Origin of the sequence: Roseovarius sp. AK1035, from assembly GCF_003288315.1 — a bacterium.
Lineage (GTDB): Bacteria > Pseudomonadota > Alphaproteobacteria > Rhodobacterales > Rhodobacteraceae > Roseovarius > Roseovarius mucosus_A.
The window spans coordinates 1,652,554-1,668,936 of sequence record NZ_CP030099.1 but is presented as its reverse complement, the minus strand read 5'-3'; the positions used below and the strand labels follow the sequence as shown (position 1 = coordinate 1,668,936).

Below are 16,383 nucleotides of genomic sequence, written 5' to 3'. Positions count from 1 at the left end.
GCCCTTCAACCACCCAAAATGCAGCACAATATGAGGGTGGCCGACTTGCTGAAGATGCGCTGCGGGGCAATCCAACCTACAAGGGGATAATATGGTTATCCCAAGCACAATCATGCCGGGCCAGAGCGATCAAGCCGCTAGGTGCCACCGCCACAAGGCCACCCAACCCATCGCTGGCAAGATACCCCCCTGCCCGCGGTGCCAGTCCGCAGACATCCGCACGCCCGACGGCGCCAAGGAATACGCCGTCAATTCCGAAGCGATGCACGCGCCCTCCGCGCGGCGAGGTTATCGCCACCTCTGACCCGTCGCCGCAGAAGGCGATGCTGCCGGCATAGCCCTGCATGGCGATTTCGTCGGCCAGCGGGGCCTCGGCCAGCATCGGGGCCTGTCCCCGGCGGTGCAGCGCCACAAGCGGCGGGGCCATGCCCGGTTGACCTTCCCATTGCATGGCAAAGGCGACCAGACCGTCGCCGCGCACCGCAAGATGGCGGATCGAGTTCTGCTGCAGATCGGGGCTTGGCTCGACCCTATCGACAAGCGTCCCGGACAGGGTCAGATACCCAAGGTTCGGGCGCATTGTGGAGATGTTTAGCTTGGTCCGATCACTCGGATCGGTGGCAATGCCCCCGTTGGCCACCACCAGCGTTTGCCCGTCTGGCATCAGGCGCAGATCATGTGGACCAATCCCACCGCTGGGGAACTCTCCGATCCGGGCATAGCCAGCGGCCGCGTCCCAAATGCCAATAATGCCTTCGCTTGTGTCGCGGGCCTGTTCGCTGGTGAACAACAGGTCACCCCCGGCAGCGAAAACACCATGGCCGTTGAACTGACGGCGTTCGGGCGGGGTCAGGCTGTGCAGGACCGCGCCAGTTGCGCAGTCGATGACAAGGGCGAACTGCCCCGGTCTGCGGGCAAAGGCCACGGCCTCGGCCCGGATTGGATGGGCTGCGCCGGCATGGCCGCGCGCGGGAAGGGGCACACGGAACTTGGCGATGCCGTCCGTTGAAAGGCCATAAAGCGTAAAGGTGCCATCCGCTTCGCGCGCTGCGGCCAGATAGGCAGGGCTCCCAACGGCGGCCCAACCAATGCGCGGCGCGGCACCTGCGGCGGCCAACCCAATCAGGAATCCTCGTCGTGTGGCCATTGTCCTAATCCCCGTCCTGCGCGTTGAACCCTGGCGCAATGCCAAGCTGGGCGCCGATCTCTTCCTCTATCGCCGCCCGCAAGCCGCGCACCGCCTGTTGCAGCACCTCGGCGCGCAAGCGTGCCTGAGGGTCTGTCACATCCTGAAAGGCAGGGTCGGTGATCCGAGCGGCGGCAACATGCAACCGGGCCAGCGCGGCTTGGGTTTCGGGCAAGGGCCAGTCGGCCAGTGCACTTGCCAGCCCATGTGCGGCCTCGGCTGCCAGAACCACGTTTCGCAAGGACCGCCCTGACCGGCGCGCCTCGGCACGAAGAGGTCGGGGCTGGTCAAAAGTGCCCATCGGCAGGCCCAGCCGGGTATCGGCCGTGAATTCGAGCGATGTCAGGATCTGCGTATAGATGGCCCGCAACGCCTCGTCTGGCGTCAGAAAGGCCGCGTTGCCATCGGCCCCGGCACTCTGCAACGTGTCAGCAAAGGGCCCGGACCACGCAGCCTCGAGCGCATGAGCCTGAAGGGCGAGATCGGCGGCGATGGTGGCGGCCAGCGTACAGCCATAGCTTTGCGGTGCGTAGTCAGAGAACTCCGGGTCGAACATCAGCATGTCGAGCGCGAAGAGCCCGCGCGCGGCAATCGACACCTCGGCATAGGCTTTGGGATCAAAGGCAACGGGGTCTTCCTCTGCGATCAACTGCGCCAGCGCTCGCGGCGTAGAACCGCGCCCATCGGGCCAGAAGGCAACCGAAAGTGCGCCGGTTTCTGACGGTCCAATCCGCAAGTCCGAGACCGCGATCCAAGCATCGAAGGCAGTGTGATAGGCCTCGGCCATCGCCTCAGGGCGGCAATCGGCACTTGCAGTTTCAGCGAGCGCGTCGGCGGATTCGGCGAAACGGGCAAAGGCCGGGAGGATATGCGCGTCGAGCGCGCTTTTGACATCGGCCAGCGACGGCGCGGCAAGGCAGAGCACAAGGCTAAGGCTCAAAACGGGGGTGGTGATCAGTCTCATAGGCTCTCCAGATATTTTATGAGGGCGGCACGCTCTTCGGGGGGCATGTCGACGACAGTGTCACGGGCGTGTTGCGCCTCGCCGCCATGCCAGAGAACAGCCTCTAACAAAGAACGCGCGCGGCCATCATGCAGGAAATACGTGTGGCCCGAGACCAGTTTGGTCATCCCTATTCCCCAGAGTGGGGCGGTACGCCACTCCTGTCCGTTGGCACAACCTTCTGGGCGGTTATCAGCAAGATCGGGCCCCATGTCGTGCAGCAAAAGGTCGGTATAGGGCCAGATCAACTGGAAACTTGCGGGGTTGTCGCCTTCAAGTCGATGGGTGACATAATTCGGCCGATGGCAAGAGGCGCAGCCGGTGGTGTAGAACACCTCGCGCCCGCGCAGCACCTCGGGGTCGCTGAGATTGCGGCGGGCTGGCACCGCCAAAGTCTGACTGTAGAAGGTTACAATATCGAGACCAACTTGGTCGATCTCGAACCCAGATTGTTCGGCGTCGCCGCCATGCATCGCCGCACGGCAATCGGTCTGCGCGTCGGTGCAATCGCCCGACCCCGCCGGATGGATCGGGTTGGAAATGCCGATATCGCCGGCAAAGGCGCTTGCCGTCTGCTCTAACAGCGTGGGGTTGCCCGCCTTGTGCCCGAAACGGCCGAGCATCGGCTGATCGTATACGTCCGACCACACGATCTGCGGCCGCCCTGATATGCCGTCACCATCAACGTCCTCGGGATCGGCGAGCGCCAGAATATCCTCTGACGGGATCGCCTCTAGTAGCCCCATGCCGATCATCTGCGGCGCGACGCGGGGGCTGAGCATAGCATTCGCGTGCAACGGGCCATAGCCGAGGTCGGCGGCGCGATAGGTGGGCGCGCGTAGATGCGCCACCTCGCCACCCGCGAGTGGCAGCTCGATCTCTTCGTAGCTCACATCGAGACGGTATTCGGGCTTGTGTCCGGGCAGGCTGAAATCCTGCAACTGCGTGCCATAGGTGGGATCAGGCGCGGTCGGATGGATGCCGTCAATGTAAGCGGCGATCTCGGATGCCTCGGGCGCCGGGATCGAGATGCGCAGGAACATCGAGACGGCGCTGTCACCGGGGCCTTCGGGCGGATGCCCACGCCCATCCTTAAGGTGGCAGCGTTGGCATGAGCGCGCATTGTAGAGCGGGCCAAGACCATCCGAGGCCAGCGTCGAGGCCGGGGGCGACACCCAGACGCGGCGGAACATGCCGTTGCCGATACGAAATTCCAGCTCCTGCTCGAAGGTCAGGTTTGCGGCGGGCTGCGAAAAGGCATCTGCGGTATCGCGCGACCGCACGGTCTGCGCGCCCCCACCGTTTTGCTCGAAGGGCCATGCCTTTGAGAAATCCGTGGGCAGGGCTGTCGCGGCGTCGACCCGCGCACGCTCGGTTTCGGTGCGCGGCACCACATTCAGATGGATATCTTCAAGAGATTGGGCAGCGGTCATGCCCGCGCAGATATTCGCTATAACGATTACAGGCAGGAATGTGCGGTATGTTTTTGGCGTAGACACGGGCATGACGCTTTCAAGTGGTTCTCAGAATTCGTAGGCGAGCAGCGCGCCGATGGTATGGGTCTCGTCGCCACCCTCATCGCCATAGCGATAGGCCAGTGCGCCACTTAGCCCCTCTAGGATCTCAATTTCGCCAGAGAGCGTGGCAAGGTGATCCTTTGGCAGTGTCTCGACATCACGCATCGCATAGACCGCCGAAAGCGTGACGGGGCCAACAAGCGCCTCAGCCCCAAATGTGGCGAAGGTCGCGCTGTCGGCGGTGCCGTCGAAGTGATCAAAATAGGCCAGTTCGGCAAGCAGTTTCACAGGGAAAGAGCCGGTTGCGAATTCATGGCTGAGACCGCCCACGATCCCGGTCTGATCTTCTGCGTCGCCGACGCCGCGCGCCTGAGATTGCAGGCCGAGGTTGTACCCGGTCGCGCCAAAGGCACCCGTGAGCGAGATCGCAACAGACTCCGGTGCGCTGGTATTCGACACGCCACCGTCGCTCCGGTTTGTCCGCCCGCGATTTTCGCCCAGCGACTCGCTGAGGATGCTCCGATCCGCGTTAAAGAACGACAGGCTCAGCGCATGTTCGCCCTGCCCTGCCGCAAAAGGGATCACAAGGCCTGCACCGAGCTTCTCGGTGAGTTGGTAGTCTTCTGCGAAATCAACGCCATAGATACCCGGCGCTGCATCCCACGCCAGGCCAAAAGCGGGGTTGAACTTGCCTAGCACCACCTGCGCCGCGCCAAAATCATGCGCGAAGTAAAGCTCTTCGGCATAAAGGCCATGGTCTTCGAGGAAGCTGTCCGAGGTCGGGGCGGTGATTTGTTCGAGAACCAGCGTGCTGTTGATCGAGGTCCGCGACGTGAAGGCGAACGAAAGCGCGCCCTCAATGGTGGCGAAAGTATTGTTTATCTCGCCGCCGGGCGCAGAGGAATCGACGGTAAAATCGGTTTGCAACTCGACCGAGAATTCGGCGGAGAACGGCGAGTTCGCATCCTGAGACTGGGCTGCGGTCGCACCAAGCGCAGCACAGGCGGCAAGCGTTACAGATAGGGTTTTCATCACTGTTCCTTGGTTTTTGTGAATGACGTCAACACACGTCATTGCGTTTGATATGTGATAACATACCAGTCTACAAGCTGGGGTTTGTGTCCACCGCCTGAAGCGGTGAACAAGATGTGTTACTGAAACACGGCCGAGGGATCGTCGAGGCTGTCAGAGCCCTCTATTTCAATCCCACCAAGGTCAAGCGCGGCGATCACCCGCTCGATCGAACGGGTTTGGGCGATCAACCCCTCGACCCCGCCCATGATCAAGGCCTCGCCGCCCGCATTCCCGCGTTCAAGCATCTCGTCATATGCAAATCCCGCTTCAGCCGATGTCTTGATCCGTCCCAGTGCAAGAACCGCATCAGCGAGCCGCGCGCGCATCTCGACATCAAGCGTTGGGGCAATCTCAGCAACGAGACCGGAGAGGGAGGGGCCGGACACACTCGTGCCATCAGTGCGGGTATAGCTCCCGAGATAGACGTTCCGGATCCCCACCCCGTTATAGAAATGATCGTTGTGGGTATTGTCGGCGAAGCAGGAATGTTCTTCTTCGGGATCGTTCAGCATCAGACCAAGCCGCATGCGTTCGCCCGCCGTCTCACCGTAAGAGAGGCTTCCCATCCCGGTCAGGATTGCGGCAAGGCCAGCCCGCTCATCCGCCATCAGGGCCGCGCGCGCCGCGCCACCGTCGGCCCATTGCGTTGTCATCCAATCCAGATCGCCGACCAAAAGCTTGGTCGCCGCCGCCAGATACTCGGCTCGACGGTCGCAATTGCCGCCGGTGCAGTCCGCACCTTGCGCATAATCAGTCCAGGGCCGATCCCCCGCGCCGTCGCCATGCCCGTTCAGGTCCTGCCCCCAAAGCAGGAATTCGATCGCGTGATAGCCAGTGGCGACATTCGCCTCGACACCGTCGGCCTCGTGAAGGGTCTCCTGCAGGAGAGCCGGGGTGATCTCGGTCGCGTCGATCTCTTGACCCGAAAGCGTGAAGACCGGATTGGCGATCACGTTGAGCGCGGCCAACTGGTTTTGGTCTGTCGCGCCGCCATAGGCCCCGTCGACATAGTCGATCAGCCCCTCATCCAGCGGCCAAGCGTTCACGCGACCCTCCCAGTCGTCCACAATCGCATTCCCAAAGCGGAACACCTCTGACTGCTGGTAGGGCACGCGCGCTGCAAGCCAAGCTGCGCGGGCGGCCTGAAGGGTCGCGGCTGATGGGGATTGGATCAGCGCGGCTACCGCCGTCTGCAGCGCCTGCGCGGCAGTCAGGCTGTCGGTGTAGTTGGCTGCTGCAATATCAGCGTAGGTGTCAAGCACGTCACCGGGTGTCTGTGCCAGAGCTGTGCCGCCCAGCGCGGCAATCACAGCCGTCGTAGTAAGGAGGTTTCGGATCATCGTTCATTGTCCCTTCTTTTCGTTTGTATTCACCGGACGCGGAGGGCGAGAATGTTGCGCCCCTTTCGCATCCAGCGAGCCTTTCACGTCGAAACCCCGACCGATGACCCCGTCAGGCCGTCAGGCGTGTTCAGGTAAAGCGCAATCCCTCATGCGGCCGTCAGAGGGACACGTTGAGCCTTGGTCGCTATCCTGACTGATTTTATCAGAAACTGCAATATCAGAGTTTTTCAGTCATCTACTTACCTTTGTGCGCCCGGCATCGGAAAATCTCTATGATGGCATCGGTCAACACGGCTGCATTGGGCTGGGGCCAAATCGGCCTTTCGTGCAGCAGGTGAAGTAAATCCAGCGTTGCGAAGCGGCGCGTACCGCTGGCGACCCTGTCCAAACCGCAGTGCGATATCTGCGGATACGCGCATTTTTCCTGCGCTTCTTGTCCCCTTCTTTAAGCCACGTGAACTTCAAGGCTATGAAACGACGATTTTCAGCGCCATTCTGTGCGATAAGCGTGACGCTATGCGGGCGTTGCCCGGAACATCACCGCGTAATGTGCAATGATCGAACGGAACTATGCATGGAACTTTGCCAGACTAAGACATGTATCCAGCGCGCAGCGGCATCAGACGCCGCCTTGCGGTTTATTGGCCGTATTCCCACACTGCGGTTCGCGCGTAAAAATGGCCCTCGGTATCGGCGGCACAACCTTGAACCCGAGTGGCACGTGGCCCGCGAGGGGCGAGAGGCCTATGCCAACATCGAGACCCTGTATGGGTTGGACCAATCGGCTGGCGCTGACCATCGCTTGATCACGCTGAATGATGCGCCGAGGGGGGCACGGAGACCGGCAGAAGACCTTTTGTCGCCCCAAGGGCTGGCGATGCTTGCCGACAGCGGGTTCGCCACGGCGAACGGAGGCTGACATGCGGTATCTGCTCGTTATCCTCGCGGTGCTGGCGCTGCCCGCCCATGCCCGCAGCGTCACCGACAGCGCGGGCCGCGTGGTCGAGGTGCCGGACACGGTAACCTCTGTCTTCGCGTCCGGGCCACCAGCCTCGGTGCTGGTCTATGTGCTCAAGCCCGAGGCGCTGACCGGCTGGCCCCGTGCGCTGCGCCCCGAGGAACGCGCCTATATCGCAGCGCCCTACCGCGACATTCCCGAAACCGGTCGTCTCACCGGGCGCGGCGGCGAAGCAAACTTAGAGCGCGTCTTGCAGATCCAGCCCGACCTGATCGTCGATTTCGGCTCGGTGCGCGACACCTATATCGACCTTGCCGATAGGGTGCAGGAGCAGACCGGCATTCCCTACCTTCTTATCGACGGGCGGTTTGATAACACCCCAGAGGCGCTGCGCATCTTGGGCCACGCTCTTGGAGTGCCTGAGCGTGGGGAGATGCTGGCACTGGATGTCGAGGCGACATTTGCCCGAATTGACGCAATGTTGGCCAACGTGCCGGAAGAAGACCGCCCGCGCGTCTATCTTGCCCGCGGCCCCGAGGGGCTGGAGACCGGGATGAAAGGCTCGATCAATACCGAGATCATCGAGCGCGCCGGGGGGCGCAACGTAGCAGATGACGGTGGGGCGACGCGGGGTCTGGTGAATGCATCCATGGAACAGCTCATCGTCGCCAATCCCGACACAATCGTGACATGGGACCCGAATTTCTACGCATCGGTGTTTGACGATCCGCTGTGGCAGGGAATCGACGCAGTTCAAAGGGGGCGGGTCTACCTGTCGCCCACGGCACCTTTTGGCTGGATCGACCGGCCTCCGTCGCTCAACCGGATGATGGGGCTGCTTTGGATGGCGGGGCTGCTATATCCTGATCTCTGGCAAGGGGACCTGCGCGAGGATACCCGAGCCTTCTACGCGCTTTATTACAATGTCGATCTTAGCGACGAGGACTTGGAAAGGCTGCTCGAATGGGCCGAAGGACGACCGCCGATGTAAGCCCGCCAAACGCCGGTTTGCTCAAAGGCCTGAGCTTGACCGGCGGGCTGGCTATGGTGCTGGTTCTGCTGGCATTTGGCGCGGTGATGATCGGCCCCTATGGCCTGACGACAGGCCAAGTCCTGTCAGCGCTTCTCGGACAGGGGGACCAGCAGGCACAGATCGTGGTGTGGAACATCCGCCTGCCGCGCGTGGGGGCGGCGCTGCTGGTCGGCGCAGCCCTTGCCGCCGCCGGGGCGAGCTATCAGGCTTTGTTTCGTAATCCCTTGGTGTCGCCGGATATTCTCGGGGTCTCGGCAGGGGCGGGGCTGGGTGCGGTGGCTGGCATCTTCCTGTCACTCCCGGTGGTGATGATCCAGGCCTCTGCTTTTGTTGGCGGTATGGTGGCGGTGGGCTTGGTCACTCTGGTCGGTTCGTTGGTGCGTGGCACTGACCGGACCTTGACGCTGGTGTTGCTGGGCGTGGTGGTCGGCGCATTGGCGGGGGCCGCCACCTCTTTGCTCAAGGTGATGGCCGATCCCTATGATCAGTTGCCCGCGATCACCTTTTGGTTGCTGGGATCGCTGGCGTCCATCACGACGCGGGATATTGTTCCGGCCCTGCCCGTGGTGCTGATCGGACTGGTTCCACTGGCCTTGTTGCGGTGGCGGATCAACGTTCTGAGCCTTGGCGACGAAGAGGCCCGCGCATTGGGAATCGAGGCCGGGCGCACACGGTTGGTTGTGATCGCGTCGGCGACGCTGATCACGGCAAGCGTCACGGCCTTGGCCGGGGTTGTGGGCTGGGTCGGCCTTGTCATCCCGCATATCGCGAGGATGCTGGTTGGTCCGGGTTTTGGCCGCTTGTTGCCCGCTTCGGCGATGATCGGCGCGGGCTATCTGCTGGTGGTTGACACGCTGGCGCGGACCATAGCGGCGGTCGAAGTTCCGTTGGGCGTGCTGACAGCCGTCATCGGTGCGCCGTTTTTCGTGTGGCTGCTGGCGCGCGGCCGAAGGGGCTGGTTATAATGCTTGAGGCGCAGGACCTGTCCATCGGCTATGGCAAAAGTCCGATCGGCACCGGGCTGAACTTGCAGGTGCGGGAGGGTGAGATTCTGTGCCTGCTGGGTCCGAACGGCTGCGGCAAGACAACACTGTTCCGCACGCTTTTGGGGTTGCTGCCCGCGCTTTCCGGCTCCGTCTTGCTGGGGGGCCGCCCGATCACGGCACAGACGCGAGCCGAAATCGCACGGGCCATCGCCTACGTCCCGCAGGCCCATGCGCCGCCCTTTCCGTTCGAGGCGCTGGAAGTGGTGCTGATGGGGCGCACGGCGCGGCTCGGGGCCTTTGCTCAGCCGGGCAAAACCGACCGTGCCGTCGCCGAGGATGCGATGCGACACCTCGGCATCCATGACCTTGCGCATCGAGACTATTCCCAGTTGTCCGGCGGGCAGAGGCAACTGGTTCTGATCGCCCGCGCATTGGCCCAAGAGGCCACGCTGATCGTGATGGATGAGCCGACCGCCAGCCTCGATTTCGGCAACCAAGCGCAGGTGCTTGCGCGGATCGGCGCATTGGCGCAGATCAAAGGCACTGCAAGCCATGGCGTCATCCTGTCGACCCATGATCCCGATCAGGCCTTTGCGCTGAACGCACGCGTTCTGCTGATGCATCGCGGCGGAGTGCTGGCAGAGGGCCCCGCCGCAGAGGTTCTGACTGAGGCCAACCTTACCACCGTCTACGGGCTTCCAATAACGGTCGAGAGCACACTCTCAGGCCGCAAGGTCTGCTTGCCAAGGCTCGCCGCTCGCACGTCCGCCACCATGATGCCAGATGCCATGACGAGCCCCTAGGTGGTATTGGCGGCCTAATGGCCCGGCTCGTCGGCCAAGGCATCTTTGATCATGGCAGCCAAGAAGAGCGCACGGTCCTTTTCGACGTTCCGAAACCCACGGTTTGTGAACAGCATACTCAGGTCATTGTCGCGACCGCTAGGCCGGTAGGCTGTTCAGCGCCAGAAACACCAATGCCGATACAAGCGACGCAGCAGGAACCGTGATCACCCAAGCCGCAATAATGGTCATGAAATGCGACCGGCGCACCAGTTTGCGCCGACGGCGTTCCTCGGGGGCGATCCGCAATTCTTGGGGCTTTGCCACTTTGTTGTTCCGCAGACGGCGTTCCGCATCCCACTCGCGAAAGAAACCAACGCCAAACACCCCGCCCACGGCGATATGCGTTGAAGAGACGGGCAAGCCCAACCAACTTGCCACGATAACCGTGAACGCCGCCGACAGCGCCACGCAATAGGCGCGCATCGGGTTCAGTTTGGTGATCTGAGAGCCGACCATGCGAATAAGTTTGGGGCCAAACAGGAACAGGCCAAAGGAAATGCCGAACGCGCCGACGATCATGACCCAGAGTGGGATTGACACCTGTTCCGTGACACTGCCGAACTCTGCCGCATGGACGATGGCCGCCAACGGGCCTACTGCATTGGCTACGTCATTCGCCCCATGGGCAAAGCTCAACAGCGCCGCCGAAATCACGAGAGGTGCGCCAAACAGCACCTTGAGAGACTTGTTGCGATTTTCCAGCCCTTGTGACTGCCGCTTGATCAGTGGGATCGTCACAAGCCATGATATCACTCCCATCATCAGACCGATGGTGACGGCGGTACCGAGGTCAATTTTGACAACGCGCTTTAGCCCTTTCATCGCTAGATAGGTAGCAAACGCCCCAACCATGATCCCGATAAGGATCGGCACCCAGCGACGCGCGGCGGCAATCTTGTCCTCGCGGTAAATGATCCGCGATTTGATCAGCGCGAGGAAGAGCGCTGCAATCACCCCGCCCAGCACCGGAGAGATGACCCAAGACGCGGCAATTGCGCTCATCGTGCTCCAATTGACTGCGGCCAACCCGGCGGCGGCAATCCCGGCCCCCATCACCCCACCGACCACGGAATGCGTGGTCGACACAGGGGCCCCGATCCATGTCGCAAGATTGATCCAGAGCGCCGCTGAAATCAGCGCCGCCATCATCGCCCAGATGAAAACCTGCGTATCCGCGACGGTCACGGGGTCTATGATGCCACTGGAAATGGTCGAAACCACATCTCCGCCCGCAAGCAACGCCCCTAGCGTTTCGAAAATCGCCGCAATCGTGATGGCACCACCAAGGGTCAGCGCATTGGCACCAACCGCTGGTCCCATGTTATTGGCCACATCATTGGCCCCGATGTTGAGTGCCATATAGGCCCCAAACACCGTCGCCGCGATCACCACAAAGTTGATCGGGAATTCACCAAAAAAGACCGCCGCGGCAAGCGCTGTCACGACGATAAAGGCCAGAGCGATGCCAGGCGCCACCATTGGGCGCGCAACATATTGCGTTGCTGTCTCTAGATGGGAAAACCGCTGAAGATCCCTGTCGAGGGTCTCAAGGTGTTTGGCGTCGTTTTGCGTGTCGCTCACAGCTTGCCCCCCGGTAACTGGCTGGATGGGGCATATTCAAGCGCGCGATTGGCATCAACCGGCTTTGTCACAAAATCGAAATAAATTTGTTACATTTTTCGCAGGATGTCTTGCAACTCTGGCTCTTGAACCATGCTCGCGGCAGCACCGGGGCTGACCCATGTGAGGCGGCGTTCCGCAGCTTCGGGATAGTCTTCATCCATCTGATCCACCTCAATCGTAAAGACCAGAGTTTCCACCGAGACGGGCAATCCTGTGGACAGCTCTTTTTCGTAGCAATAAAGACCAACCGCCTCTTTGCTCACACATCCAGACCGCACGCCGGCCTCTTCCCAAGCTTCCTGCAATGCCGCGCCGGGGGCATCCTTACCGTCAATTGGCCAGCCTTTCGGGATGACCCAGCGCCCCGTGCCGCGCGAGGTGATGAGCAATACTTCCTTGCGGCCATGCGTTTCTCTGTAGCAGACCGCCGCCACCTGAAGCCGACGGGGACGTTTGAAAAACGCACACACCAAGTCGATCCATGTACCGTAGATCGCTCTTGCCATGATCCTCGCGTCCCCCAAAAAAATCCTTTATTCACATATTTATACGAAAAACACCCTGTCAGTGCAAATGCAGGCCTTGGTGGGGTTAGCCGTCGACACTGCCGCATTGGTGGTCTCATTCAAGTCCACCGGGTTTGGCGCGCCCTAGCCCAGTTCCAGCGTGGCAACGGCATGCAGCGCATCACCATTTTCAGGTGCAGTGCCACGATACATTCGGGCGGTCCCGAACCCTTCGACAAAGCCGTTTCGTCGCAACACCGCGCCAAAGGCGGCACTTCCATCGGGCACGTCAATGATGGTCAGCGGCTCCGCCAATGCCGCCGCCGCCTGCCCCGCGAGATGCAGCGCCGCCATGGCGTCGGGCGCCACTATGGGGCCGATCTTGACCCCCTCGCGGCAGCGCCGCGCCGTGGCAAAGCCCGTTATTTCTGCCGCTTCGCGCAGCAGCACGGTTTTGCGTGTGGCGATATTGTCCACCCATACCCGTAGAAACCGTTGCCGACAAACGCCCGTCGCAGCCCAATCGAGACGGGCAAGTGCCGGGAAATCCTCTGGCCTCGACAGTGGCAATGTCAGAGCCTGCAGTGGCAAAGTTCCCGTCAGGCGGCGGGTCCGGTCGACCAGCGCAAAGCCAGATTTGGCGTAATTCGCCTCTTGCGCGGGCACACCGTCAAGGCCCAGGGGGCGCGTGCCGGCATGGGCGATGGCATGTTGCCAGAGGGCAAAGCCTATCCCTTGATGGCGAAACGCAGGACGGCAGAGGTAGAGCCCGAGAAAGGCGTGAGCATCAGAATGGTTGACGACGGAAATAGCCGCGACCGGCTGCCCGTCCACTTTGGCCACGAAAAACCCCTCAGGATCAGCGGCATAAAAGGCCGCCGCGTCGTCAATCCCCGGATTCCACCCCTCCTCCGCTGCCCAGTCGAGCAATTGCACGACCTCTGGCAGGGTTGCGATGCGGCACGACAGGTCACTCATCGCTGAAGCGCCTCGCGCAGGGAGGTGGGCGGCTGGGTGACATTGCGCAGATCAAGCGACGCCACAAGATCCAGCAGGTGGCTTTTCATCAGTTGTTCGGCAAGAGCGGCATCGCGGTTGGCAAAGGCATCCAGCAGTGCATGATGCGCCTGCGTTTCGCATAGTGCGGCACGACGACGCCAATAGAGGGCGATGATCAGCGACGACCGCGAGATCAGTTCGGAAATGAAGGTCTCTATCGTGCTCTGATCTGCAATGCGGGCGATTTCGATGTGAAACTGGCCCGACAGGAACAGCGCGCGACCGTTCTCTCCGGCGTCGAGAGCGGCGTGTTCGTTGCAGATATTGGTCCGCAAAAGGGCAAGGTCCATTTCCGTCATGCGGGTCGCTGCGGAATGCGCAGTGCGGGGTTCCAGAAGGGCACGGGCCTCGAACACCTCACGTGCTTCGCGGATCGACGGTTGCGCGACGAAAGCGCCACGATTGCGCTTCAACTCAACCAGATGGCGGTGCGAAAGGGCCAAAAGCGCCGCGCGCACTATGGTGCGGCTGATGCCATAGGCATCGCCCAATTCATCTTCGCCAAGTTTGGTGCCGGGGGGCAGGCGATGTTCGTGGATTGCACGTTCAAGGTCTAGGATGACCGCGTCGCTGGTCCAAGTTGTGATCTCGATCTTGGTCATGGGTCCTGCGCCGATTGTTTGCCCCTGAGTATGTCTTTTCCCGATTCGCATGGAAAGGGACAAGTAGAACAGTGGGCTTTGTGATTTGAGACAATATTGTATACAAAAATGTTCTGATTTTTAAGCGCTACCCGCTGCCAGAGGCCCATAAAACGGGCGGTGCCGGTTTTTGCGCCCTCCCGCCCGCGAAAACTCTGCCGCACGCGCAATTCAAAGCGCAGGGTCATTTCAAATGACGGTATGGGGGCCTTGATGCGAACGGGGTATGATCTTGAATTGGTGCACCTGACCAAGCGCTATGGCGATACGGTTGCAGTGCGTGATTTGAATCATGTCTTTGTAAAAGGCAGCTATGTCTGCCTTTTGGGTCCGTCCGGCTGTGGGAAATCATCGACACTGCGCATGATCGCTGGGCATGAGGACGTCAGCGAAGGGGCCATTCTGCTGGATGGGCACGACGTATCGCCGCTTCCTCCCGCGCAGCGCGGTACGGCCATGATGTTTCAGAACTATGCGCTCTTTCCGCATCTGTCGGTGCGCGAGAACGTGGCATTTTCGCTGCGCATGAAAGGGGTGAACAAGGCGACGCGCCACGCCCGCGCCAATGAGCTTCTGGAACTTGTAGACATGCTAAATCTGGCTGACCGTCTACCTGCACAGCTTTCTGGGGGCCAACAACAGCGCGTTGCTTTGGCACGCGCGCTGATCACAGACCCCAAGGTGCTCTTGCTGGATGAGCCGCTGTCAGCGCTTGATCCGTTCCTGCGCGTTCGGATGCGCAGCGAGTTGAAGAAACTGCAGCGCGCGTTGGGCATCACCTTTCTTCACGTCACCCACGGCCAGGATGAGGCGCTCGCGTTAGCCGACGAGATCGTCGTGATGAATGACGCGGTGATCGAACAGGCTGGGCCTGCGCGCGAGGTCTGGGCACGCCCGCGCACCGAGTTCGTGGCGCGGTTTATTGGCGGGCATAACGTGCTCGCACGACCCGGCGGCAAGGTTACCGTGCGCGCCGATGCGGTATCGCTGGGAAAAGACGGCCTGCCCGCAACGGTGATCGCGGTCGAATATCAGGGGGCTTCTGTCAGTGTCACGGCCGCAACCGAAAGCGGCGAAGAGATGCTTGCCCTGCTGCCCGAAGCGCAATTTTTTCAATCTCCGAAATCTCCCGGTGAAGCCGTCAGGCTGAGCTGGGACGAAGGGCGACTCCACCGGCTTGAGGCCTGAGAGCCCACCCCAATTCCCACCAATCCACAGGACAGAGAGGAACAGAACAATGGCAAAACCCAAGGTCGGCTATAGTCGTCGCGCCCTACTCAAGGCCGGGGGCGCAGCATTTGCCGCCTCCGCACTGCCCGCCCCCATGCTCTGGGCGCAGGATACCAAGGACATCGTGCTGCGCCAGTTTGGCACCGGTGTGTCGAACCTCAACGACGTGGCCAACAAGGTTAAAGAGGACCTCGGCTTTACCTTGGAAATGACGGCGCTCGACAGCGATAGCGTCACCCAGCGCGCAGCCACCCAGCCCGATAGCTTTGACATTGCCGATATCGAATACTGGATCTGCAAAAAGGTTTGGCCGACCGGCAACCTTCAGGCCATGGATACCGCGCGTATCGCCAATTACGACAAGATCGTCGGCATCTTTCGCTCGGGCAAGCTGACGCCCACGTCGACCATTGCCCAAGGCACCGCGCCGCATTCGGTGGGATTTGTCGACGGCCCCGGCAGCACCAGCTTTGCGAGTGAAGAAACCGGCTGGATGACCCTTATTCCGACGATTTACAATGCCGATACGCTAGGGATCCGCCCAGACTTGATCGGCCGGCCCATCGAAAGCTGGACCGAGCTTTTGAACCCCGAATTCAAGGGCAAAGCGTCGATCCTTGATATTTCGTCCATCGGCATCATGGATATGGCCATGGTCTGCGAGGCTATGGGCGCGGTCGAATATGGCGACAAGGGCAACATGACCCGCGACGAGATAGACAAGACCATGGCGATCTTTACTGAGGCCAAGAAAAACGGACAGTTCCGCGCCTTTTGGAAAAGTTTTGATGAGAGCGTGAACCTGATGGCGAGTGGAGAGGTGGTGATCCAGTCGATGTGGTCACCCGCCATCACCGCAGTCAAATCACGCGGCATCCCTTGCGTGTATCAGCCGCTAAAAGAAGGCTATCGCAGTTGGGGGGGCGGTATCGGCCTGTCCGCATCCCTATCCGGAATGGAGCTGGATGCGGCCTATGACTATATCAACTGGTATCTCTCGGGCTGGGTTGGCGGCTATTTGATGCGGCAGGGCTATTACTCTGCGGTGCCCGAGACCTCCAAAAACTTCATGTCCGAGAACGAATGGGGCTACTGGTTCGAGGGCAAGCCCGCAACGGATGTTATCACCTCGCCCACCGGCGATACCCTTGCGCAGGCCGGAGAGGTGCGTGATGGCGGGTCGTTCAACGAGCGTATGGGCGCTGTGGCCTGCTGGAACGCGGTTATGGACGAAAACCAGTATATGGTGCGCAAGTGGAACGAGTTCATCGCTGCATGACCCGATAGCACGCACACTGAACGCCATTTAGGGCTGGGGGGCAGGCGCCCCCCAGACCAAGGATCCTGACCAAAGCTCCCAAGCATGAAGAGCGGGTAAC

General features: G+C 61.1%; 15 protein-coding genes. 6 read left to right on the top strand and 9 right to left on the bottom strand.

Translation table 11 applies throughout. From position 1 onward, the window contains the following. Nucleotides 1–76 precede the first annotated feature (76 nt). The 5 genes from RAK1035_RS07880 to RAK1035_RS07860 all read right to left on the bottom strand — a co-directional run bounded on the left by RAK1035_RS07880 (nt 77) and on the right by RAK1035_RS07860 (nt 6,120). Complete coding sequence (locus RAK1035_RS07880) at nt 77–1,147, bottom strand: DUF1513 domain-containing protein (RefSeq protein WP_008281543.1); 1,071 nt, start codon at nt 1,145–1,147, stop codon at nt 77–79. A gap of 4 nt (nt 1,148–1,151) precedes the next feature. Beyond that, nucleotides 1,152–2,150 carry an imelysin family protein gene (locus tag RAK1035_RS07875; protein WP_008281542.1) on the bottom strand — a complete coding sequence of 333 codons (999 nt, stop codon included), beginning with the start codon at nt 2,148–2,150 and terminating at the stop codon, nt 1,152–1,154. After that, entirely contained in the window at nt 2,147–3,622 is a 1,476-nt protein-coding gene (locus RAK1035_RS07870) for a di-heme oxidoreductase family protein (RefSeq protein WP_008281541.1), read from the bottom strand. The genes RAK1035_RS07875 and RAK1035_RS07870 overlap by 4 nt, the downstream gene beginning before the upstream one ends. Before the next feature lie 90 nt (nt 3,623–3,712). Continuing rightward, complete coding sequence (locus RAK1035_RS07865; protein WP_008281540.1) at nt 3,713–4,738, bottom strand: hypothetical protein; 1,026 nt, start codon at nt 4,736–4,738, stop codon at nt 3,713–3,715. Nucleotides 4,739–4,857: 119 nt separating this feature from the next. After that, nucleotides 4,858–6,120, bottom strand: a complete 1,263-nt coding sequence (locus RAK1035_RS07860; RefSeq protein ID WP_008281539.1) for an imelysin family protein — start codon at nt 6,118–6,120, stop codon at nt 4,858–4,860. 577 nt (nt 6,121–6,697) lie between these two features. Between RAK1035_RS07860 and RAK1035_RS07855 the strand changes: the two genes are divergently transcribed. The 4 genes from RAK1035_RS07855 to RAK1035_RS07840 are packed head-to-tail and all read left to right on the top strand — an operon-like array spanning nt 6,698 to nt 9,903. Then, nucleotides 6,698–7,042, top strand: a complete 345-nt coding sequence (locus RAK1035_RS07855; protein ID WP_050775765.1) for a hypothetical protein — start codon at nt 6,698–6,700, stop codon at nt 7,040–7,042. A gap of 1 nt (nt 7,043) precedes the next feature. Continuing rightward, nucleotides 7,044–8,072 (top strand): iron ABC transporter substrate-binding protein, encoded by a 1,029-nt coding sequence (locus RAK1035_RS07850; protein WP_008281537.1) that lies wholly within the window; start codon nt 7,044–7,046, stop codon nt 8,070–8,072. Further along, complete coding sequence (locus RAK1035_RS07845; protein ID WP_050775764.1) at nt 8,045–9,079, top strand: FecCD family ABC transporter permease; 1,035 nt, start codon at nt 8,045–8,047, stop codon at nt 9,077–9,079. Before RAK1035_RS07850 ends, RAK1035_RS07845 begins: the two co-directional genes overlap by 28 nt. Beyond that, nucleotides 9,079–9,903 carry an ABC transporter ATP-binding protein gene (locus RAK1035_RS07840; protein ID WP_008281535.1) on the top strand — a complete coding sequence of 275 codons (825 nt, stop codon included), beginning with the start codon at nt 9,079–9,081 and terminating at the stop codon, nt 9,901–9,903. The genes RAK1035_RS07845 and RAK1035_RS07840 overlap by 1 nt, the downstream gene beginning before the upstream one ends. Nucleotides 9,904–10,041: 138 nt before the next feature. On the opposite strand, the gene RAK1035_RS07835 is transcribed toward RAK1035_RS07840, so the two are convergent. From RAK1035_RS07835 to RAK1035_RS07820, 4 genes are all read right to left on the bottom strand, one after another. Then, on the bottom strand, nt 10,042–11,424 hold the full coding sequence (locus RAK1035_RS07835; protein ID WP_008281533.1) for an inorganic phosphate transporter: 1,383 nt from the start codon (nt 11,422–11,424) through the stop codon (nt 10,042–10,044). Between the two features lie 191 nt (nt 11,425–11,615). Next, nucleotides 11,616–12,074, bottom strand: coding sequence for an NUDIX hydrolase (locus tag RAK1035_RS07830; RefSeq protein ID WP_008281532.1), 459 nt, complete (start codon nt 12,072–12,074; stop codon nt 11,616–11,618). A gap of 144 nt (nt 12,075–12,218) precedes the next feature. After that, nucleotides 12,219–13,052, bottom strand: a complete 834-nt coding sequence (locus RAK1035_RS07825; protein ID WP_008281530.1) for a GNAT family N-acetyltransferase — start codon at nt 13,050–13,052, stop codon at nt 12,219–12,221. Further along, nucleotides 13,049–13,735: a GntR family transcriptional regulator gene (locus RAK1035_RS07820; RefSeq protein WP_008281529.1), complete on the bottom strand. Its 687-nt coding sequence runs from the start codon at nt 13,733–13,735 to the stop codon at nt 13,049–13,051. Before RAK1035_RS07820 ends, RAK1035_RS07825 begins: the two co-directional genes overlap by 4 nt. A 252-nt stretch (nt 13,736–13,987) precedes the next feature. On the opposite strand from RAK1035_RS07820, the gene RAK1035_RS07815 reads away from it, so the two are divergent. After that, nucleotides 13,988–14,962, top strand: a complete 975-nt coding sequence (locus RAK1035_RS07815) for an ABC transporter ATP-binding protein (protein WP_037298111.1) — start codon at nt 13,988–13,990, stop codon at nt 14,960–14,962. A gap of 49 nt (nt 14,963–15,011) precedes the next feature. Then, complete coding sequence (locus RAK1035_RS07810; RefSeq protein WP_008281527.1) at nt 15,012–16,283, top strand: ABC transporter substrate-binding protein; 1,272 nt, start codon at nt 15,012–15,014, stop codon at nt 16,281–16,283. Nucleotides 16,284–16,383 lie beyond the last annotated feature (100 nt).